Annotated in this window: 25 protein-coding genes; 23 read left to right on the top strand and 2 right to left on the bottom strand. The window is 33.2% G+C overall.

The window, feature by feature from the left end:
• The first annotated feature begins 72 nt into the window (after positions 1 to 72).
• From fabG to hisIE, 11 genes are all read left to right on the top strand, one after another.
• Positions 73 to 819: a 3-oxoacyl-[acyl-carrier-protein] reductase gene (gene fabG / locus O5O44_RS09500; RefSeq protein ID WP_289194138.1), complete on the top strand. Its 747-nt coding sequence runs from the start codon at positions 73 to 75 to the stop codon at positions 817 to 819.
• A gap of 38 nt (positions 820 to 857) precedes the next feature.
• Positions 858 to 2891 carry a VWA domain-containing protein gene (locus tag O5O44_RS09495; RefSeq protein ID WP_289194137.1) on the top strand — a complete coding sequence of 678 codons (2034 nt, stop codon included), beginning with the start codon at positions 858 to 860 and terminating at the stop codon, positions 2889 to 2891.
• 13 nt (positions 2892 to 2904) lie between these two features.
• Positions 2905 to 3720: a prohibitin family protein gene (locus O5O44_RS09490; protein WP_289194136.1), complete on the top strand. Its 816-nt coding sequence runs from the start codon at positions 2905 to 2907 to the stop codon at positions 3718 to 3720.
• A gap of 323 nt (positions 3721 to 4043) precedes the next feature.
• Positions 4044 to 4901: an ATP phosphoribosyltransferase gene (gene hisG, locus O5O44_RS09485; protein WP_289194135.1), complete on the top strand. Its 858-nt coding sequence runs from the start codon at positions 4044 to 4046 to the stop codon at positions 4899 to 4901.
• An 11-nt stretch (positions 4902 to 4912) separates the two neighbouring features.
• Positions 4913 to 6199 (top strand): histidinol dehydrogenase, encoded by a 1287-nt coding sequence (gene hisD / locus O5O44_RS09480; RefSeq protein WP_289194134.1) that lies wholly within the window; start codon positions 4913 to 4915, stop codon positions 6197 to 6199.
• Positions 6196 to 7230: a histidinol-phosphate transaminase gene (gene hisC, locus O5O44_RS09475; RefSeq protein WP_289194133.1), complete on the top strand. Its 1035-nt coding sequence runs from the start codon at positions 6196 to 6198 to the stop codon at positions 7228 to 7230. Before hisD ends, hisC begins: the two co-directional genes overlap by 4 nt.
• A 48-nt stretch (positions 7231 to 7278) precedes the next feature.
• A complete protein-coding gene (gene hisB / locus O5O44_RS09470; RefSeq protein ID WP_289194132.1) occupies positions 7279 to 8415 on the top strand; it encodes a bifunctional histidinol-phosphatase/imidazoleglycerol-phosphate dehydratase HisB in 1137 nt (378 codons plus the stop codon).
• Between the two features lie 27 nt (positions 8416 to 8442).
• On the top strand, positions 8443 to 9024 hold the full coding sequence (gene hisH / locus O5O44_RS09465) for an imidazole glycerol phosphate synthase subunit HisH (RefSeq protein ID WP_289194131.1): 582 nt from the start codon (positions 8443 to 8445) through the stop codon (positions 9022 to 9024).
• Position 9025: 1 nt separating this feature from the next.
• Positions 9026 to 9760, top strand: coding sequence for a 1-(5-phosphoribosyl)-5-[(5-phosphoribosylamino)methylideneamino]imidazole-4-carboxamide isomerase (gene hisA / locus O5O44_RS09460; protein ID WP_289194130.1), 735 nt, complete (start codon positions 9026 to 9028; stop codon positions 9758 to 9760).
• On the top strand, positions 9760 to 10515 hold the full coding sequence (gene hisF / locus O5O44_RS09455) for an imidazole glycerol phosphate synthase subunit HisF (protein ID WP_019388617.1): 756 nt from the start codon (positions 9760 to 9762) through the stop codon (positions 10513 to 10515). Before hisA ends, hisF begins: the two co-directional genes overlap by 1 nt.
• A gap of 51 nt (positions 10516 to 10566) precedes the next feature.
• The gene (hisIE, locus tag O5O44_RS09450; RefSeq protein ID WP_289194129.1) at positions 10567 to 11160 is read left to right on the top strand and encodes a bifunctional phosphoribosyl-AMP cyclohydrolase/phosphoribosyl-ATP diphosphatase HisIE; all 594 of its coding nucleotides are present in this window, start codon (positions 10567 to 10569) and stop codon (positions 11158 to 11160) included.
• Between the two features lie 60 nt (positions 11161 to 11220).
• Here hisIE and O5O44_RS09445 read toward each other — a convergent pair whose 3' ends face one another.
• On the bottom strand, positions 11221 to 11640 hold the full coding sequence (locus O5O44_RS09445; RefSeq protein ID WP_289194128.1) for a hypothetical protein: 420 nt from the start codon (positions 11638 to 11640) through the stop codon (positions 11221 to 11223).
• Between the two features lie 96 nt (positions 11641 to 11736).
• On the opposite strand from O5O44_RS09445, the gene O5O44_RS09440 reads away from it, so the two are divergent.
• From O5O44_RS09440 to O5O44_RS09405, 8 genes are all read left to right on the top strand, one after another.
• A complete protein-coding gene (locus O5O44_RS09440; RefSeq protein WP_289194127.1) occupies positions 11737 to 12513 on the top strand; it encodes a tRNA pseudouridine synthase A in 777 nt (258 codons plus the stop codon).
• A gap of 164 nt (positions 12514 to 12677) precedes the next feature.
• A complete protein-coding gene (locus O5O44_RS09435) occupies positions 12678 to 13184 on the top strand; it encodes a Dps family protein (protein WP_289194126.1) in 507 nt (168 codons plus the stop codon).
• Between the two features lie 60 nt (positions 13185 to 13244).
• The gene (locus O5O44_RS09430) at positions 13245 to 14147 is read left to right on the top strand and encodes a mechanosensitive ion channel family protein (protein ID WP_289194125.1); all 903 of its coding nucleotides are present in this window, start codon (positions 13245 to 13247) and stop codon (positions 14145 to 14147) included.
• A 55-nt stretch (positions 14148 to 14202) separates the two neighbouring features.
• Entirely contained in the window at positions 14203 to 14364 is a 162-nt protein-coding gene (locus O5O44_RS09425; RefSeq protein ID WP_019388611.1) for a DUF1328 domain-containing protein, read from the top strand.
• A gap of 32 nt (positions 14365 to 14396) precedes the next feature.
• A complete protein-coding gene (locus O5O44_RS09420) occupies positions 14397 to 14558 on the top strand; it encodes a hypothetical protein (RefSeq protein WP_289194124.1) in 162 nt (53 codons plus the stop codon).
• A gap of 44 nt (positions 14559 to 14602) precedes the next feature.
• Positions 14603 to 14833, top strand: a complete 231-nt coding sequence (locus O5O44_RS09415) for a hypothetical protein (protein WP_019388609.1) — start codon at positions 14603 to 14605, stop codon at positions 14831 to 14833.
• 58 nt (positions 14834 to 14891) lie between these two features.
• On the top strand, positions 14892 to 15455 hold the full coding sequence (locus O5O44_RS09410; protein ID WP_289194123.1) for a hypothetical protein: 564 nt from the start codon (positions 14892 to 14894) through the stop codon (positions 15453 to 15455).
• An 81-nt stretch (positions 15456 to 15536) separates the two neighbouring features.
• Positions 15537 to 16220 (top strand): DUF2461 domain-containing protein, encoded by a 684-nt coding sequence (locus O5O44_RS09405; RefSeq protein WP_289194122.1) that lies wholly within the window; start codon positions 15537 to 15539, stop codon positions 16218 to 16220.
• 2 nt (positions 16221 to 16222) lie between these two features.
• On the opposite strand, the gene O5O44_RS09400 is transcribed toward O5O44_RS09405, so the two are convergent.
• On the bottom strand, positions 16223 to 16639 hold the full coding sequence (locus O5O44_RS09400; RefSeq protein WP_019388606.1) for a hypothetical protein: 417 nt from the start codon (positions 16637 to 16639) through the stop codon (positions 16223 to 16225).
• Between the two features lie 200 nt (positions 16640 to 16839).
• Here O5O44_RS09400 and O5O44_RS09395 point away from each other — a divergent pair, with 200 nt between their 5' ends.
• The 4 genes from O5O44_RS09395 (at position 16840) to O5O44_RS09380 (ending at position 21085) form a co-directional block, all read left to right on the top strand.
• Positions 16840 to 17223 (top strand): acyl-CoA thioesterase, encoded by a 384-nt coding sequence (locus O5O44_RS09395; protein ID WP_019388605.1) that lies wholly within the window; start codon positions 16840 to 16842, stop codon positions 17221 to 17223.
• 178 nt (positions 17224 to 17401) lie between these two features.
• Positions 17402 to 18811 (top strand): 3-isopropylmalate dehydratase large subunit, encoded by a 1410-nt coding sequence (gene leuC, locus O5O44_RS09390; protein ID WP_289194121.1) that lies wholly within the window; start codon positions 17402 to 17404, stop codon positions 18809 to 18811.
• A gap of 58 nt (positions 18812 to 18869) precedes the next feature.
• On the top strand, positions 18870 to 19469 hold the full coding sequence (gene leuD / locus O5O44_RS09385; RefSeq protein ID WP_289194120.1) for a 3-isopropylmalate dehydratase small subunit: 600 nt from the start codon (positions 18870 to 18872) through the stop codon (positions 19467 to 19469).
• A 95-nt stretch (positions 19470 to 19564) separates the two neighbouring features.
• Entirely contained in the window at positions 19565 to 21085 is a 1521-nt protein-coding gene (locus O5O44_RS09380) for a hydroxymethylglutaryl-CoA lyase-like TIM-barrel protein (protein WP_289194119.1), read from the top strand.
• The last annotated feature ends 116 nt before the right edge of the window (positions 21086 to 21201 follow it).

The following is a 21201-nucleotide window of genomic DNA, read 5'->3' as shown; positions in this document are numbered from 1 at the left end:
TTTTATTGGTTACCATTAGTATTTGTTATATTTGAAATACTATGATTATTAATAACTAACCAAACTTTATAAATGAAACTATTAGAAGGTAAAACAGCCATAGTTACTGGTGCTAGTCGTGGAATTGGAAAAGGAATTGCACAAGTTTTTGCTCAACAAGGTGCTAATGTAGCCTTTACATATAGCTCTTCTGTTGAAGCAGCAAACGAATTGGAAAAAGAACTTAATGCCTTGGGTGTAAAAGCCAAAGGTTTTAAAAGTAACGCGGCGAGCTTTGAAGAAGCTCAAAAGCTTGCTGAAGATGTTGCTGCAGAATTTGGAAGTATCGATATACTTGTTAATAATGCTGGAATCACTAAGGATAATTTATTAATGCGTATTACTGAAGAAGATTTTGATACGGTAATAGAAGTAAATCTAAAGTCGGTTTTCAATATGACCAAAGCTGTTCAAAGAACCATGCTAAAACAACGTAAAGGGTCTATTATTAATATGAGTTCTGTTGTTGGGGTTAAAGGTAACGCAGGACAAACTAATTATGCAGCATCAAAGGCTGGGATTATTGGTTTTTCTAAATCAGTGGCATTAGAATTAGGTTCAAGAAACATAAGAAGTAATGTAGTTGCTCCTGGTTTTATCGAAACAGAAATGACAGCTAAATTAGATGAAGAAGTTGTTAAAGGCTGGCGCGCAGGAATTCCTTTAAAACGTGGAGGTACTCCAGAAGATATTGCCAATGTTTGCGTGTTTTTAGCGAGTGATATGAGCGCATACATTACCGGACAAACTATAAATGTTGATGGCGGTATGTTAACATAATCGAAATGTTACCTTGAGCGTAGGCTCAAGGCTTATAAATGCAAACAGAAACTTTATTATACATTATACTTGCTGGAATTATAGCACTAAGTTTAGCGCTTTTTCAGTATTTCACAAATAGAAAAAGCATGTCTAAATTGAACATGCTTTTTTCTTTTTTAAGGTTTTTATCAGTCTTTGCTGTGTTACTACTAATTATTAATCCTAGTTTTAATCAAGTAAAAACATCTATTGAGAAACCAAATTTAGTTGTTGCTCTTGATAATTCATGTTCTATTGAACATTTAAAACAAGATAGTAATGTCAAAGATTTTATTGAAAAACTAAATAGCAATAAAGAAATTCAAGAAAAATTTAATTTGAGTGTTTATACCTTTGGTAAAGGTTTAAACCCACTAGACTCAATTTCTTTTTCAGAAACGCAAACTAATATCTCAAAAACTTTTCAGCAATTAGCTGAGGTATATAAATCTTCTACATCACCAACACTTATAATTACAGATGGAAATCAAACCTACGGCAACGATTATCAATTTTCATATAGAAATTATAAACAGCCTATTTTTCCAATAATTTTAGGGGATACTATTACGTACACTGATTTAAAAATTCAGCAATTCAACGTTAATAAGTACGCCTTTTTAAAAAATAAATTCCCAGTAGAAGCTATTTTGGTGTATAACGGAAACCAAACTGTAAATTCTAATTTTATTGTAAAAAATGGTAACGCTACGGTATTTTCAAAAGCAGTCAACTTTTCAAAAGCTGATAATTCAAAGGTTATCAATTTCACACTTCCAGCAAATAGAGTTGGCGTAAATAATTATATAGCAACTTTGGTACCTTTAGAAAATGAAAAAAATAAGGTTAATAATAATAAGAATTTTGCCGTTGAGGTGATAAATCAAAAAACAAAAATAGCTTTAGTTACTAATATGCTTCATCCCGACATAGGTGTCATCAAAAAAAGTATTGAAAGTAATGAGCAACGATCAGTTTCAATACTAAACTCATCCAATGTTATAAATCAAATAAATGATTTTCAATTATTTATAATATATCAGCCTAATAAAAACTTTAAGGATTTATATGGTATTTTAGTTTCAAAAAATCTAAATAAATTTGTAATAATAGGACCTAAAACAGACTTGAATTTTATAAATCAAGTGGCTCAAAATTATTCGCATGATGTCACCGAACAAACTGAATATTATATAGGCGAATTAAATATAAATTATTCGCCATTCATTATTGAAGATTTAGATTTTGAATCATTTCCACCTCTAATTTCGAATTATGGAGAGGTGAACTTCACAGTTCCTTTTCAATCTATATTAAATAAATCGGTAGGTGGTTTTTCAACTAACCTACCTCTTTTGGCTACGTTTGAGACAAACGGAAGGCGAGAAGCAGTCTTGTTTGGTGAAAATTTATGGCAGTGGCGTGCACAAAGTTATTTAAACGAAAAATCATTTCAAGCTTTTGATAATTTCTTTGGAAAAATCACTCAATACTTATCAAGTAATAAACAAAAAAGTAGGTTGAATATAGATTATGAATCGTTTTATAATGGAAGCAGTAATATAGTCATAAAAGCAGAGTACTTCGATAAAAATTATGTTTTTGATTCTCGTGAATCTCTTAATATTACTATAATTGATAAAGCTACAGATGTTAAAAAAACATTTCCTTTAATATTAAAAAACAATAATTATCAAGTAGATTTAAGTAGTTTACCGCCTTCAGAGTATAGTTTTGTTGTAAGTACTTCTAAAGAAAACTTGTCAAGATCGGGCAGTTTCCAAATTTTAAAATTTGATGTAGAACAGCAGTTTTTAAATGCTGATGTAACAAAACTGCAGCAATTAGCTACTAACAGTGGAGGGTCAAGTTATTTTATTGATGATGCTGAAAAGATTTTTGAAGATTTACTAGAAGACAAAAGATTTCTACCAATTCAAAAAAGCAGTAAAAATACCATACCTTTGATAGATTGGAAATATCTGCTCGCAATAATGGCTTTAAGCCTTGGTTTGGAGTGGTTTTTAAGAAAATATAACGGATTAATTTAAACAAAAAATAGAAATGGAAAGATTACCAAAAGTGGCTGTGCCAATAATTATTAGTGTATTTGTATTAATTGTGTTGCTTGCAAAATCTGCAGTAACCATAGGGTCTGGTGAAGCAGGTGTGCTTTTTGAAACCTTTGGAGATGGGGTTGTAGTAGATGAACCGCCTATGGGTGAAGGGTTTCATATCGTGGCACCTTGGAATAAGGTTTACATTTATGAAGTGCGTCAGCAAGAGTTGTTTGAAAAAATGAAAGTATTATCATCTAACGGATTAGAAATTCAAATTGATGCATCAGCATGGTACGAGCCTGTTTATAAGGATTTAGGGAATTTACACCAATCACTTGGTCAAAATTACCTGCAACGTGTTATTCAACCTGCTATTCGCAGTGCAGCTCGTAGTGTGGTAGGTCGTTACACGCCTGAGCAACTATATTCTAGTAAACGAGATGCGATTCAAGACGAAATTTTTGCTGAGACTAAAAAAATTCTTGACAAACAGTATGTACAATTAAATGAAGTACTTGTTAGAGACGTGACCTTACCAAATACTATTAAAGAAGCTATTGAACGTAAATTGCGTCAAGAACAAGAGTCTTTAGAGTACGAATTTAGATTAGTTACAGCAGCAAAAGAAGCTGAGAAAGTAATTATTGAAGCCAAAGGTAAAGCTGAGTCTAATAGAATTTTAAGTGCTTCATTAACTGATAAAATACTACAGGATAAAGGAATTGAAGCAACAGTAAAGCTCTCTGAATCTCCAAATAGTAAAGTAATTGTAATTGGTTCAGGTGATTCTGGAATGCCTATTATTCTAGGGAATCAGTAATATCTAAATAAAATAATTCAGCATTTATATCAATATTTTATAAAATATTAATTTTTTTATTGATAATTATTGATATTGTTTAATTGTTAGAATATTTACATTTATAATTTGGATTTAATCAGATAAAATGTAGATATTTGTACAAGTAAAAAAAAGACATGACTTTTATTCAAACACATCATCATTTTCATATTTGCTCTCAGGCGAAGTGAAAATGTATTGAGTAAAATCAACATATATTTTAAACCCGTTTGAGACAATCAAGCGGGTTTTTTAATTATGCCAACTAAAAGATTGTTTCAAACTCATATAAAAACAACAAAATGAGTAAACTAAGAATTGCAGTGCAGAAATCGGGTCGACTAAACGAAGACTCAATGAGTATTTTAAAAGATATTGGTATTTCCATTGATAACGGTAAAGACCAATTAAAAGCTTCAGCAAGAAATTTTCCTGTGGAAGTATTCTATCTAAGAAATGGCGACATCCCACAATATTTAAAGGATGGTGTGGTAGATGCAGCTATTATTGGCGAGAATGTATTAATAGAAAAAGGTCAAGGCATTAATATTGTTGAAAAACTTGGGTTTTCTTCATGTAGAGTATGTATTGCGGTACCAAAATCTGCCAAATACGGAAGTGTTAAAGATTTAGAAGGTAAGCGTATTGCTACATCTTACCCGAATACGGTTCAAATGTTTTTAGATAAAAATGGAGTTGAAGCCAACTTGCACATCATTAATGGTTCGGTTGAAATTGCACCAAACATTGGATTAGCCGATGCTATCTGCGACATTGTTTCTAGTGGAAGTACATTGTTTAAAAATAACTTGAAAGAGGTAGATACCATTTTAAAATCTGAAGCTGTTTTAGCTGTTTCTCCTGTTTTATCTGAGGAAAAACAAAAAATATTAGACACAATTCAGTTTAGAATTCAATCTGTTTTAAAAGGTAGAAATTCAAAGTATGTACTGTTGAATGCGCCTAACGATAAAATTCAAGACATCATTAACGTGCTGCCGGGAATGAAAAGTCCAACGGTTTTGCCACTTGCGGAAGAGGGTTGGAGCTCTGTGCATTCTGTAATTAGTAAAAACGAATTTTGGGATGTCATTGATGAACTAAAAGCCAACGGCGCTCAAGGTATTTTGGTGTGTCCAATCGAAAAAATGGTACTTTAACAACTTCTGTCATGCAAATTATAAATAGCCCAAAAAGAGGAGACTGGACGAATGTTTTAAAGCGCCCTACTCAAACGGTAGGCGATATCGAGGAGACGGTTAATAAAATATTCTCGGAGGTATCTGAAACTGGAGATCAAGCTATTAAGGACTATACTGCTAAGTTTGATGGTGTGACTTTAGATTCTAATAGTGTTTCCGTTGAAGAAATAGAGCTAGCGGCTAAAGAGGTGCCAGAAAAACTTCAAAAGGCCATTAAGTTGGCGAAACAAAATATTGAAGCGTTTCATAAGGCACAAAAAACAGATAAAGTAGTAATAGAGACTGTTAATGGTGTTTCGTGCTGGCAAGAAAAAAGACCAATTGAAAAGGTAGGTCTTTATATACCAGGAGGAACTGCGCCGCTTTTTTCAACAGTTTTAATGTTAGCAATTCCTGCACAAATTGCGGGTTGTAAAGAAATAGTGTTATGTTCACCACCTAATAAAGCTGGAAATTTAGCTCCTGAAATTTTGTTTGCAGCACAACTTTGTGGGGTTACTAAAATTATTAAAGTAGGAGGGATTCAGGCCATTGCAGGATTAACTTTTGGTACAGAAACCATTCCTCAAGTGTATAAGATTTTCGGACCAGGAAATCAATATGTTACTGTAGCGAAACAAATTGCTACAAAATATGGTGTTGCCATTGATATGCCTGCGGGACCTAGTGAATTGTTGGTAGTTGCTGATGATTATGCAAATGCATCTTATGTGGCATCAGATTTATTAAGTCAAGCAGAGCACGGTACCGATAGTCAAGTAATTTTGGTATCGACATCAAAACGTTTGATTGATGAAGTTTCAGATGAAGTTGAAAAGCAGTTGGAGGTGCTTCCGCGTAAAGCGATAGCAGAAAAAGCCATTGCGAATTCGAAGTTAATTTACATGGAAAATGACAATTTAGCTTTAGAATTAATAAACGATTACGGACCAGAACACTTTATAATTTGCTCTAAAAACGAAGATTTATATATTAATGGCATAACAAATGCAGGTTCTGTTTTTATAGGTGATTTCACTCCAGAGAGTGCGGGCGATTATGCTTCTGGAACCAATCATACCTTGCCAACTAATGGTTTTTCTAAAGCCTATTCTGGGGTTAATTTAGATAGCTTTTTGAAGAGTATGACCTTTCAGAAAATATCTAAAGAAGGCCTTTTAAATTTAGGACTGTCTATAGAATTGATGGCCGAAGCCGAAGGTTTACAAGCACATAAAAATGCCGTGAGTATACGTTTAAAGGATTTGAAAAAATGAGTATTCAAAAGTTAATAAGGCCAACAATAAAGGCACTCAAACCGTATTCATCTGCGAGAGATGAATTTCAAGGTAATAGTGATGATATGGTGTTTTTGGACGCGAATGAAAATCCGTTTGAAAATGGTGTCAATCGTTATCCAGACCCGCAACAGCGTTCGGTAAAGTCTTTGCTTTCAGAAATTAAAAATATTCCCGAAAACAATATACTATTAGGGAATGGAAGTGATGAAGTACTAGATCTTATTTTTAGAGCTTTCTGTGAGCCTAATCAAGATAACATCATTACTTTACCACCAACTTATGGCATGTACAGTGTTTTGGCCAATATTAATGCAGTAGAGATTAAAAGTGTTCAATTAGACGATAATTTCCAGCCAAAAGTTGATGAGATTTTAGAGGTGTCAAATGATAATTCGAAATTATTGTTTTTGTGTTCACCTAATAATCCAACAGGCAATAGTTTTGAGGCTAAATCAATTGAAGAATTAATTAAAAAATTTCAAGGTATCGTTGTGATTGACGAAGCCTATATCGATTTTTCAAATGAAGAAAGCTGGATAAGTAAATTGAGTGAGTTTCCTAATTTAATTGTGACGCAAACGCTTTCAAAAGCCTACGGAATGGCAGGAATCCGATTGGGTATATGTTATGCATCAAGTGAAATAATATCGGTTTTAAATAGAATTAAGCCGCCTTATAACGTTAATGAGTTAACGCAACAACGTGCAATTCAGCAATTAAAATTAAACGACTTGACTAAAAAACAAGTTGAAGATATATTATTAGAGCGCAAGAATTTAATCAATCAGTTAAATACAGTAAGTTATATCTCGAAAATATACCCAACCGATGCTAATTTTGTGTTAGTTGAAGTTGATGATGCCACAAAGCGTTATAACCAACTTATCGAGAAAGGTATTGTAATTAGGAACAGAACAACACAACCTGGTTGCGAAAACTGTGTACGACTTACAGTCGGGACTGCTAATGAGAATAAGAAACTAATAAAAGTAATGAAAGAAATATAGTTATTGCCTTTCGCTCATAACGAAATGTCAATAGCTAAAAGCTAGATTATGAAAAAAGTACTATTTATAGACCGAGACGGAACCTTAGTATTAGAGCCGCCAGTAGATTATCAATTAGATAGTTTAGAGAAGTTAGAGTTCTATCCAAAAGTGTTTCAATACATGGCTAAAATTGCCAATGAATTGGATTTTGAATTGGTAATGGTTACCAATCAAGATGGGTTGGGTACGGATTCTTTCCCAGAAGACACCTTTTGGCCCGCTCAAAATAAAATTATTAATGCTTTTGAAAAGGAAGGCGTGAAGTTTCAAGCAATCCATATTGATAAAACCTTTCCGCATGAAAATGCCGAAACTCGCAAACCTAGAACAGGTTTATTAACCAAGTACTTTTCTGAAGAATATGATTTAGCAAATTCTTTTGTTTTAGGAGATAGAATCACCGACATGGAACTAGCAAAAAATTTAGGAGCTAAGGGTATTTATTTATCTGAAGACCCTGAATTAGGTGCTGATGAAATTGAAACTTCGAAACAAGAAATTTTAGATGTTATAGCCTTGACAAGTACAGATTGGGCAGAAATTTATGAGTTTTTAAAACTTAAAGATAGAGTTGAAAAGATTACTCGTAATACTAATGAAACACAGATATATATAAAATTAAATTTAGATGGTTCTGGTAAGAACGATATCAATACTGGTCTGTCGTTTTTCGATCATATGTTAGATCAAATTGGTAGGCACGGCGCTATGGATTTAACCATTAAGGTAAATGGCGATTTAGAAGTTGATGAACACCATACCATCGAAGATACCATGATAGCTTTAGGCGAATTATTCAACAAAGCATTAGGTAATAAACTCGGGATTGAACGTTATGGTTTCTGCTTGCCAATGGACGATTGTTTAGCACAAGTTGCAGTAGATTTTGGAGGAAGAAACTGGCTAGAGTGGGATGCTGAGTTTAAACGTGAAAAAATCGGTGATATGCCAACAGAAATGTTTTATCATTTATTCAAATCGTTTACTGATGGTGCAAAATGTAATTTAAATATAAAAGCAGAAGGAGTAAACGAACATCATAAAATAGAAGGGATTTTTAAAGCCTTTGCAAAAGCAATGAAAATGGCTGTAAAAAGAGATGCTAATAAGATGTTTTTGCCATCAACAAAAGGAATGTTATAAATAAAGGCCATAGTTAAAAGCTTAAGAATGAAATTAATTATTATAAATTATGGCGCTGGTAACATTAAAAGCATTCAATTTGCTTTTAGACGTTTGGGTGTAGAGGCTATTTTGTCAAGTAATCCTGATGAAATTAAAAGCGCGGATAAAATTATATTCCCTGGTGTTGGAGAAGCAAGTTCAGCAATGAAAATGCTCAAGGAAAGTGGCTTAGATACGTTGATTCCAAATTTAAAACAACCTGTTTTGGGTATATGTTTAGGCATGCAATTGCTTTGTAAGTCTACTGAAGAAGGGAATACTAAAGGAATCGGTATCTTTCAAACAGATGTGAAACGATTTGCGAATGATGTGAAAGTGCCTCAAATGGGATGGAATGTTATAAAAGACTTGAAGTCTGATTTATTCAAAGGCATTAAAGAAAACGAATATATGTATTTAGTGCACAGTTATTATGCTGAACATTGCAATGAAACCATTGCGAAAACAGATTACGGTATTAATTATGCATCGGCATTACAACATGAAAATTTTTACGGGGTTCAGTTTCACCCTGAAAAAAGTAGTACAGCAGGAGCTAAAATATTACAGAACTTTTTAGAATTATAAGATGAGAATAATACCAGCAATAGATATTATAGACGGAAAATGTGTTAGGCTAACTAAAGGTGATTATGATACTAAAAAAGTATATAATGAAAACCCATTAGAAGTGGCCAAAATGTTCGAGGCTTCAGGTATTGAGTATTTGCATTTGGTAGACTTAGATGGTGCCAAAGCACAACATATTGTCAATTACAAAGTACTTGAACAAATCGCTTCAAAAACGAAATTAAAAATAGATTTTGGAGGCGGTTTAAAAACCAACGAAGACCTTCATATAGCCTTCAATTCTGGAGCCAGACAAATTACCGGGGGTAGTATTGCAGTAAAAGACCCTGAAACCTTTGAAGGCTGGATTAATAAATACGGTAGTGAAAAAATCATTCTTGGTGCCGATAGTAACAACGGAAAGATAGCCATTAGCGGTTGGTTAGAAGATAGTGTAGAAGAGGTTATTCCGTTTATAAAAGCCTACCAAAAAAAGAGTATCAAATATGTAATTTGTACCGATATCTCTAAAGATGGTATGCTTGAAGGTCCTTCATTTGATTTGTATAAAAAAATTATTGAGGAGTGTTCAAATAGTAGTAGCGGTCAATCCATAAAATTAATTGCCTCTGGTGGTATTTCGGAAATTGATGAATTACCTAAATTACAGGCCTTAGGTTGCGAAGGTGTAATAATCGGAAAGGCTATTTATGAGAATAGAATTAGTCTTCATCAACTTGAAAAATTCGTATAATGCTAACAAAAAGAATCATTCCTTGTTTAGATATTAAAAACGGACGCACAGTTAAAGGTGTTAATTTTGTGGATTTAAGAGATGCAGGAGACCCTGTAGAGCTCGCAAAACAATATGCCGATTATGGTGCTGATGAGCTTGTGTTTTTGGATATCTCTGCAACTTTAGAAGGACGAGCCACAACTTTAGATATGGTGTTGCATGTAGCAGAACAAGTAAATATACCATTTACTGTGGGCGGTGGAATATCTTCGGTTGAAGATGTTGATGCGCTCTTACAATGCGGTGCCGATAAAGTGTCTATAAACTCATCAGCAGTAAAACGACCAGAATTGGTTAATGAATTGGCAGATAAGTTTGGAAGTCAGTGCGTGGTTGTTGCTATTGATGCTAAAAAGATTGGAGACCATTGGAAAGTGCATTTGGCTGGTGGAAGTATTCCAACAGAAATCGATTTATTTGAATGGGCAAAAGAAGTGGAAGCTCGTGGTGCTGGTGAAATATTATTTACATCCATGAATCATGATGGCACAAAAAACGGATTTGCAAACGAAGCTTTGGCTAAATTATCGAGCGAATTAAATATTCCTATAATTGCATCTGGAGGCGCCGGTAATATCCAGCATTTTATTGACACTTTTAAAGAAGGGAAATCTGATGCGGCTTTGGCAGCAAGTGTTTTTCATTTTGGTGAAATTCCTATTCCAGTGCTGAAGAAAGCATTAAAAGAAAATAATATAGAAGTGCGTTTATAAAACGAACTAAAGTAATGCCGAATGTGTTTCGGCTTCATACAACATAAGAATATGAAAATAAAATACGACTCAAACGGATTAGTGCCTGCCATTATTCAAGATGCGACTACTAAAAATGTGTTGATGTTAGGCTATATGAATGAAGAGGCTTATCATAAAACAATAGAAACCAAACAAGTCACTTTTTTTAGTAGATCAAAACAACGATTATGGACAAAAGGCGAAGAAAGTGGTAATGTCTTAAACTTGGTTGATGTAAAAAACGATTGCGATAATGATACGTTGCTCATTCAGGTAAATCCTGTTGGTCCAACATGCCATAAAGGAACAGACAACTGTTGGGGTGAAGCAAATGAATCGTCTTATGGTTTCTTTTCTACCTTAGAAAATGTGATTACCGAACGTGTTGCCCATAAAGACACTAACAAATCTTATGTAGCTAGTTTATTTTCAAAAGGCATCAATAAAGTAGCGCAAAAAGTAGGAGAGGAGGCTATAGAAACTGTTATAGAGGCTATGGATAATAATGATGAACTCTTTTTGTATGAATCTGCAGATTTATTATTTCACTATTTAATGTTACTTCAAGCAAAAGGGTTTACTTTAAAAGATATTGAGGCAGAATTAAAATCAAGACACAAATAAAAATTAAAAAAGGCGTTAGAAATTAAACTAATGCCTTTTTTAATTACTTGTTTTATTTGTTTATGATAGCCATCCTTTAGCTTCAGACATTCTAGAAAACCACACAAAAAGGAAGGCAAATACAATTATCATAATGGTCATACCTAAACTGGATGCGTAGCCATTAATTAAAAGGTAGCCCATCTGTATGATAACTGCAATTAAAGAAAGTAGCCATAACTTAGACGACCAAGATTTTCTGAGTAACAATCCAATAGCGGCTAAAGCACCAGAAAAAACGGCTATAGCAAAAGCAGCGGTTACCCACATAGGCATGTTGGCTGCAATTTCTAATTGTTCTGCGCTATACATAGCACGGTAGCTTTCCGTATTGTAAGCTTGTTGTAAATATTGATTTACGCCCATGCCATTCCAAATAAGGGCTATAATGCTTATAATCCAGAACCAAATTGGTGGTTTGTTAGTTAAAACATTTGTCATAATTTTAAGTTTTTAGTTAGTTTATAAGCTACAATTTATAATTTTTTTGCCACAAATAATAAATTAAAGTAATTTCCCAGCCTTTAAAAATTCGAAATGAAGAAATATTTCTATGTCATTACCATTCAATATTTAGGGTATCGATTTCACGGTTGGCAAAAGCAACCTGATGTAAAAACCTTGCATTTAATGGTAGATAGAACCTTAAATTATATACTTGAAGGTAAATATTTCAAAAGTTTAAGTTCTGGACGAACTGATGCGATGGTTTCTGCTGAAAATGCAGCTTTCGAATTGTTTTTAAACGAACCATTAGAAGACCAAAATGCGTTTCTGGAATTATTTAATTATAATCTGCCGCAAGATATTCGTGCACTAAGTATCAAAGAAGTAGATGCTAAATTCAACATCATAAATAATTCAAAAATTAAAGAATACCTTTATTTGTTTACCTATGGTGATAAATGCCATCCCTTTTGTGCACCTATTATGACAACAATTCTGGATGATTTAGATATTGAACTCATGAAACATGGCGCTAAACTATTTGAAGGTGAACATTTTTTAAAGTCCTATTGTTTTAAACCCACCGATAATGGTATTTATACTCGAACCATATTAACTTGTGAAATTGTAGAGAACACGATTTATACTGCCAATTACTTTCCGAAGCAATCATATATTCTAAGAGTTAAGAGCGAAGGATTTATGAGAAATCAAATTAGATTAATGATGGGAACACTCATCGATTTAGGAAAAGGCAAACTAACTTTAGACGATATTCGTAATAGCTTGTTGCCGGAAAGCACCGTAAAAATGGATTATATAGCACCCGCATCTGGCTTAATTCTTAATAAAATAGACTTTCTGTAATAAAATGTATTACCCAAAAGCTGTTAATTATTTTAACAAAGCTCTAACATGTTAACATAATTTTATGTTAATACTTTGTGCTCAGGGTTAAAACCTGTTAAAGCCCTTGACATTTTTCATATATCACCTAGTTTATATAGTGTAATCAATAAAAAAAACAAAATATGAACTATTTAAATATGAATGATGAAGATGTACTACCTGTGGTGATGGAACTAAATATTTTGTTAGCTGATTACCACGTGTATTACCAAAAATTAAGAAGTAATCATTGGAATGTTAAGGGGAAAAATTTCTTCGACTTACACGAAAAATTTGAAACCTTATACAATGATGCTAAAGTGAAAATCGATGAAATTGCAGAACGCATTTTAACTTTAAGATTTCACCCCATGAGTAAAATGGAAGATTATCTTAAAACTGCAACCATCAGCGAAAATCAACCTATTAAATCTGATGAAGACATGGTAAACGATACTTTAAACGACCATAAACTTTTAATTAAGCAAATGGCAAAAGTTATTGAAAAAGCTACTGAAATCTCAGACGAAGGAACCATTGATTTAATTGGAGCATATGTTCGAGAGTTAGAAAAATCTAGCTGGATGCTCAATGCTTGGACTAAAAATTCTACAAAAAATATAAGTCCTGAAATGGCAAATGTTAAATAATGCTTTTTAATTAAATCGATTAGTTAGAATCATTATTAACCATTAAAGCCATAAAAAAAAATGAAAAATACATTAGGAACAGCATTTAACCAACTTATAGATAAGTTAGAAGGTTGGGTATCTGCAATAATTCAAAACATCCCAAATCTTATTTTAGCAATATTAGTTATGATAGCCTCATATTTTATTGCTAAATACATCAACAAAATTGTATCTAAAATAGTTGAAAAGCGCGTTAGCCAAAAGTCAATTAGTAACATGATAGCTAGAATATCTGCAGTTGTAGTCGTTGTAGCTGGATTATTTTTGGCCCTCGGGATTCTAAACCTAAGTAAAATGTTAACCTCTTTATTAGCCGGTGCTGGTGTAGCAGGTTTAGCCATAGGTTTAGCATTACAAGGTACATTATCTAATACGTTTGCTGGTGTGGTATTATCCTTTAGAAAGAAAATTCAAATAGGAAACTGGATTGAAACTAATGGATACTCAGGTGAAGTTATAGATATCAATTTGAAAGATTTTACCTTAAAGGAAGCCGATAATAACATGGTGGTGATACCCAATAAATTAATATTGGAAAATCCTTTAAAAAACTACTCTTTGACTACAAAAATGAGAATCGCTCTTACTTGTGGTGTTGGATATGAATCTGACTTAGAAGAAGTAGAAAAATTAACAAAAGAAACCATTGCAAACACATTCGATCAAGTTGAATCGATGGATGATGTTGAGTTTTATTTCACCGAATTTGGCGATAGCTCTATCAATTACTTATGCCGCTTCTGGATAGATGCAGAAAGTATGCTTGAGAAATTAAGAGCTAAGAACAAAGCCATTATTGAAATTAAAAAAGCTTATGATAAGGCTGGAATTAATATTCCTTTCCCTATCAGAACACTTCAATTCGACAATAAATTGAAGTTAGACAAAACATCTATAGACAAGCAATTCTCTAACAACTAGAGTAGATTTATCATCCTTGATAAATTATTAATTCAAACCTTAAAAATTTAAAACTATGTTACGTTGGACAATCACATTTGTAATAATCGCATTAATAGCTGGAGTATTAGGCTTCGGCGGAATAGCAGGGGCATCTGCAGGAATAGCTAAAATATTATTTTTCATATTCCTAGTATTATTTGTGCTCTCATTATTAAAAGGATTATTAAAGAAATAACAAGAAACCACATTAACTTAAAAACTAAAATTATGAAAAAAATCATATTAGCATTAGTCTTTTTATTTTCAATATCTGTAGCTTTTACAGGTTGTAGAGAAGAGAAAAGTACAGGAGATAAAATTGAAGAAGCAGTTGAAGAAGTAGGAGATGGTGCTGAAGATGCTGCCGATGAAATTGAAGACGAGTTTTAAGAAACAGTTGAAATCTATTTTATTAACCTTAAAAATTTAAAACGATGAAAAAATTAGTATTAGTATTAACCATGTTGTTTGCATTTACAATTGCTTTTACAAGCTGCAGGGACGAAAAGAAAACGCCTGAAGATAAAATTGAAGCGGCAATTGAAGATGTGAAAACAGAGATAAAAGAAAGCTCTGAAGAGATATCAGATGATGTTGAAGATGCATTAGAAGATGTTGAAGACGAAATTGAAGAAATAAAAGAAGAAGCTAAAAAGGACAAATAATCCTATTTAGGTCTTGCTTATAAAACGAATAATTAATCTTAAAAATTTAAATAAAACAATGAAAAATATAATCTATCTGCTTGCTGTTTTTATATGTACCACAGCAATGACACAAGAAAAAGCAACAGAAATAAAACAAGAAACAAAAGTTAAAACTGTAAAGTATAAAAACGCTGATAGCGTAAAAGAGGATAAGGTAAAAGTAATTACCCGCGAAACTTCTAATGTCGAATTAGATGAAAAAGACAAAAACAAAGTGAATCAAGATCGTGTAGATGCTACTAAAAAAGTAGAGAAAATGGTAATGATTGATAATGATGCCGATAACGATTACGATATACTATCTAAAGAAACCTATTTTATAATTGGCGAACAAAACTATAAGTTCACACCGAATGACAATGGTTTTGATATGGCTTTCGATAATAACAACAATAAGTTTGTTGGCGTTGGAAATGCTTGGAAATCGCTTAATGCCGGAAGTTATGTAGTTAAAGGCGACAATTATAACGGTATTGGTTTCTTTAATAAAAATGGAGATTTTGTAGTTCAATACTATGATGAAGCTTCAGGAAGTTTAAAAACCATAACATTTGAAGAAAACAAAGAAGTTTTAAAATAAAAGTTGATTAAGAAAAATTTAAAAGTCCCGATTCATTCGGGACTTTTTGTATTTTAGAGTTTTAATAAATAATCCAATATTATGAGTGTTATTGTACCAAATGCTGTTTTTACGTTTCTTTCAAAATTAGAAAAAAATAACAATCGCGATTGGTTTAACGAGCACAAGACAGAGTTTAAAGCTATTGAAAAAGAGGTAAAAGCATTTTACAATTCAGTTTTTGAAAACCTTAATAAACACGACGATATTGATAAAGTAAAGCTGTTTCGAATTTATCGGGATGTACGATTTTCTAAAAATAAATTGCCTTACAAAACACATTTTGGAGGTTCGTTTCACAGAACAAAACCAAGATTAAGAGGCGGTTATTATTTGCATATGCAACCTAATAATGAAAGTTTTATTGCTACTGGCTTTTGGGAACCTGCTCCTGCGGATTTGTTGCGAATTCGTAAAGAATTCGAAATGGACGATTCAGAGATTCGAGATATACTTGCAGATAAAAAATTTAACAAGGTTTGGGGAAACACCTTTGTAGGTGATGAAGTAAAAACAGCGCCAAAAGGATTCAGTAAAGATCATAAGGCAATCGATTTAATCAAAAAGAAACAATATATATTCACTAAGAAATTTACAGATAAAGAGGTGCAAAGTGATCAGTTTATCAACGAAATTGATGCTGCATTTAAAGCGGTTCGCCCATATTTTAATTACATGAGCGACGTCTTAACCACAGACCTCAATGGGGTTTCTTTAGTTGATTAAATTTATACAGCTTGCATCAATTCTGGTTTTTCAAGAAGTTGAATATGGCTAAGTATTCGTTCTTTAGTAATATTCATCATACGCTTATTTAATGCTGAAGAATTTTCAATATAGATAAGATACTCTTCCACAGTAAAACAACCTATAATCATGCCCTTCATTGAATTACGAAGTTTCATATCTTTTTGGATGGCATTTTCAATATACAAAAGGCGTTTTTCTAAAGATAAATCATAAAATACAGATTTGTGTTTCCTGATGTAGTTTCTAAAAACTTCAAGTAATAAATCATTTTGAAATTTAATAATTGGTCGCAGTACCAAATTCTGAAACCGCTCGTCGGCACTCATGTTATCGTTAATTGTAGCACTGGAAATTTCTGGGCGAATGTTCTTTAAATCGAACTGTCGTGTGTTCATAGGAGTAGATTTTGAATAAAAATATTGAATTAAGTAGCCCTTTTTATTTCTTGACTTTATAATTGTTAACGAGGTTATTAACAGTTACGATTTTTCTATCTTTATCTAGTATTTAATTTCGCCTTTTATTTCATCAAATTTCAGATGAATTAATTTAAAAATGATTAAAAACCTTAAATTTTAAATATTATACTTTACCAATGAGATTTCATACCAGAAAATGGATAAAACCAGAAGATTTAAATGCTAACGGCACATTATTTGGCGGCCGATTATTAGAGTGGATAGACGAAGAAGCTGCCCTTTATAGTATTGTTCAATTAGAAAACCAGAAAGTAGTAACAAAGTACATCAGCGAAATAGATTTTAAATCGTCTGCTAAACAAGGTGATGTTATCGAAATTGGCATTAAAGCCATAAAATTTGGTAAAGCTTCTTTAACATTATCTTGCGAAGTTAGAAACATGCGAACCCGAGAAACCATAATTACAATTTCAAATATTGTCATGGTAAATATTGGTCCAGATGGTAAGGTTTTACCGCATGGAAAAACAGAAGTAGAATATGTAAAAGATAGATTATAGCCCATTATAATAAAATGTCTTTAAAAATTACAATCAAATTTTTGATTTTGTTGCATAAAATGCAAATTATAAAGCATCCATTGTATTTTTTATAAAAATAAAATAACAATGTGCTTTAAAGTTCCGATTAACTGTAATAAAAATTAACTTTGTAACCCTTTTAAAAATTAAATTATTTATGAGTAAGACATTGTTTGACAAAGTATGGGATTCGCATGTGGTGCGTAAGATTAAAGGCGGACCAGATGTATTTTTTATAGATCGTCATTTTATACATGAAGTAACAAGTCCGGTGGCATTTGTTGGATTAAAAGAACGAGGAATTGGTGTAATGTATCCAGAGCGCACATTTGCAACTGCAGATCATAATACACCAACTTGGAATCAGCATTTACCAGTGGCAGATCCTTTATCGGCTAATCAGCTGGAAGCTTTAGCTAATAACGCTGCAGAATATGGTATTTCGCATTGGGGATTAGGTCATAGAAATAATGGTATCGTTCATATTGTGGGTCCAGAAAACGGAATCACATTACCAGGAGCTACTATTGTTTGTGGCGATTCGCACACTTCTACGCACGGTGCCTTTGGTGCTATTGCTTTTGGTATTGGGACTTCGGAAGTTGAAATGGTATTGTCTACACAATGTATTATGCAGCCTAAACCTAAGAAAATGCGTATTAACGTGAATGGTAAATTAGGTTTTGGAGTAACGCCTAAAGATGTGGCGCTTTATATTATATCTAAACAAACCACTTCTGGGGCTACAGGATATTTTGTAGAATATGCCGGTGATGTTTTTGAAAACATGACTATGGAAGGCCGTATGACGGTTTGTAACTTATCAATAGAGATGGGTGCTCGTGGAGGTATGATTGCTCCAGATGAAAAAACATTTGAATACATAAAAGGAAGAAAGCATACGCCAAAAGGTGCCGATTGGGATACAGCCATGGCTTATTGGAAAACGTTGAAAACTGATGATGACGCTGAGTTTGATGTAGAGTTTAACTACGATGCTGCCGATATAGAACCAATGATTACTTACGGAACAAATCCAGGAATGGGTATGGGCGTAACCAAATCAATTCCTTTAGCTGAAGATGTTCAAGGTGGAATTGCTACATACAAAAAATCATTAGGCTACATGAAGTTTAATGAAGGTGATGACATGATTGGAAAACAAGTTGATTATGTGTTTTTAGGATCTTGTACTAATGGGCGTATTGAAGATTTTAGAGCGTTCTGTTCTATAATTGAAGGCAGACAAAAAGCAGATAATATTACCGCTTGGTTGGTACCAGGATCTCATAAAGTTGTAGATCAAATAAAAGCAGAAGGATTAGATAAAATAATTGAAGCAGCTGGTTTTGTACTAAGAGAACCAGGATGTTCGGCTTGTTTGGCTATGAACGATGATAAGGTGCCTGCTGGAAAATTAGCAGTGTCTACGTCTAATCGTAATTTTGAAGGTCGTCAAGGACCAGGGTCAAGAACATTATTAGCATCGCCATTAGTGGCAGCTGCTACTGCTGTAACCGGAGTTGTTAGCGATCCTAGAGAACTTTTACAAGCTGCAAGCGTATAATTCAATAAATTAAAAAATTGCCAAAAGCGTTAGCTAATGGCCAAAAGTAAAATATATTATGGCTTACGATAAATTTGAAGTATTAACAAGCACCGCATATCCATTACCAATTGAGAATGTAGATACCGATCAAATTATACCAGCACGTTTCTTAAAAGCAACGAAGCGTGAAGGATTTGGAGATAACTTTTTCCGTGATTGGAGATACGATTCTGAAGGCAATCCAATTGCAGATTTCCCTTTAAATGATGCGAAGTACGCAGGATCTAAAATTTTAGTAGGAGGGAAGAACTTTGGTTCGGGATCTTCTAGAGAGCACGCCGCTTGGTCTGTTTACGATTTTGGTTTACGTTGTGTTATTTCATCATTTTTTGCTGATATTTTTAGAAACAACTGTTTGAATGTTGGTGTGTTGCCAGTGCAAGTTTCGGCTGATTTTGCTCAAAAGATATTTGATGCTATTGAAGCAGATCCGAAAACAGAAATTAAAGTAGATTTACCTAACCAGAAAGTAACTTTGGTAGCAACAGGAGAGTCTGAATCGTTTGAAATTAACGATTATAAAAAAGACAATATGCTTAATGGTTTTGATGATATTGATTATTTACAAAACATGAAAGATGAAGTGCTTGCTTTTGGGGAAACAAGACCGTTTTAAATAATCATTGGTGTTTAAAGTCAATTTTAACATATAGATTTAAAATGTAAAGAAGCATTTCATAATTAAATGAAATGCTTTTTGCGAATTATAATATGAGTAAAAGAAGAATAGAAATAATGGATACCACGTTACGTGACGGTGAACAAACATCGACCGTATCGTTTTCTGCTTCAGAGAAATTAACTATTGCTAAACTTTTACTTGAAGAATTAAAAGTAGATCGTATTGAAATTGCTTCGGCTAGAGTTTCCGAAGGTGAATTTCAAGCGGTAAAAGACATCACCGATTGGGCTGCTGAGCATGGTTATTTAAACCAGGTAGAAGTACTCACTTTTGTTGATAAAGGAGTTTCTATAGATTGGATGATTGAGGCCGGTGCTAAGGTTCAAAACCTACTCACAAAGGGTTCATTAAATCATTTAACTCATCAACTCAAAAAGACTTCTAGTCAGCATTTTAGTGATGTATCAGAGGCTATAAAATTAGCAACAGAAAAAGGCATTATAACCAATGTGTATTTGGAAGATTGGAGTAACGGAATGCGAAATTCTAAAGCTTATGTTTACGAGTTTTTAGACTTTTTAAAAACGCAAAATGTGGCTCGTATTATGCTTCCCGATACTTTAGGCGTATTGACTCCTCGTGAGTCTTACGATTTTATAAAAGAAATAAAAGATAAGTATCCAGATTTACATATTGATTTTCATGCGCACAACGATTACGATTTAGGCGTATCGAATGCTATGGAAGGATTAAGAGCTGGAGCTGATGGTTTACACTTAACGGTAAACGGCATGGGTGAACGTGCAGGAAATGCACCTATGTCTAGTACGATTGCCGTAATTAACGATTTTATGCCAGATGTTGAAATTGGTGTGAATGAAAAAGTATTATACACAGTAAGTAAATTGGTTGAGAATTTTTCTGGCGTGATGATTCCTGCGAATAAACCAATAATTGGCGCCAATGTTTTTACACAAACGGCCGGCATTCATGCGGATGGCGACAATAAAAAGAACCTGTATTTTAGTGATTTGATGCCAGAGCGTTTTGGTAGAACACGCCAATATGCCTTAGGGAAAGCCTCTGGAAAAGCCAATATACAGAAGAATTTACAGCAATTAGGATTGCAGTTGAATGATGAAGACCTAAAGAAGGTAACCCAGCGTATTATTGAATTAGGTGATAAGAAGCAGGTGGTTACCAAAGAGGACTTGCCGTACATTATTTCGGATGTATTAGATAGAACTTACGAAGAGAAGGTAACGGTTAATGCTTATGTATTAACACACTCGAAAGGTTTAAAGCCTTCTACAACGGTTTCTATTACTATTGAAGATGAAACTTTTGAAGAGCAGGCACAGGGCGACGGACAGTTCGATGCCTTTATGAATGCTTTGAAAAATATATTTAAAAAGAAAAAAGTAATCTTGCCTAACTTGATTGATTATGCAGTAAGAATACCTCCAGGAAGTAACTCGGATGCGTTATGCGAAACAATTATTACTTGGAAAAATGACGAAAAAGAGTTTAAAACAAGAGGTTTAGATAGCGACCAAACAGTTTCGGCAATAAAAGCCACTGAGAAGATGCTGAATATTATTGTGAGTTAAATAAACCCGCGTTAGGGATTGCAGTGAAACATTTATGTTCATGAATTCATTTATTTAAAATAGAAAAGCATGAATAAAAGCCCGACCCTTGTGGAAACTTGCCTACCGGCAGACAG

This window comes from Algibacter luteus (assembly GCF_030344935.1).
GTDB classification, from domain to species: domain Bacteria; phylum Bacteroidota; class Bacteroidia; order Flavobacteriales; family Flavobacteriaceae; genus Arenitalea; species Arenitalea lutea.
This window is presented reverse-complemented; position numbering and strand designations above follow the sequence as displayed.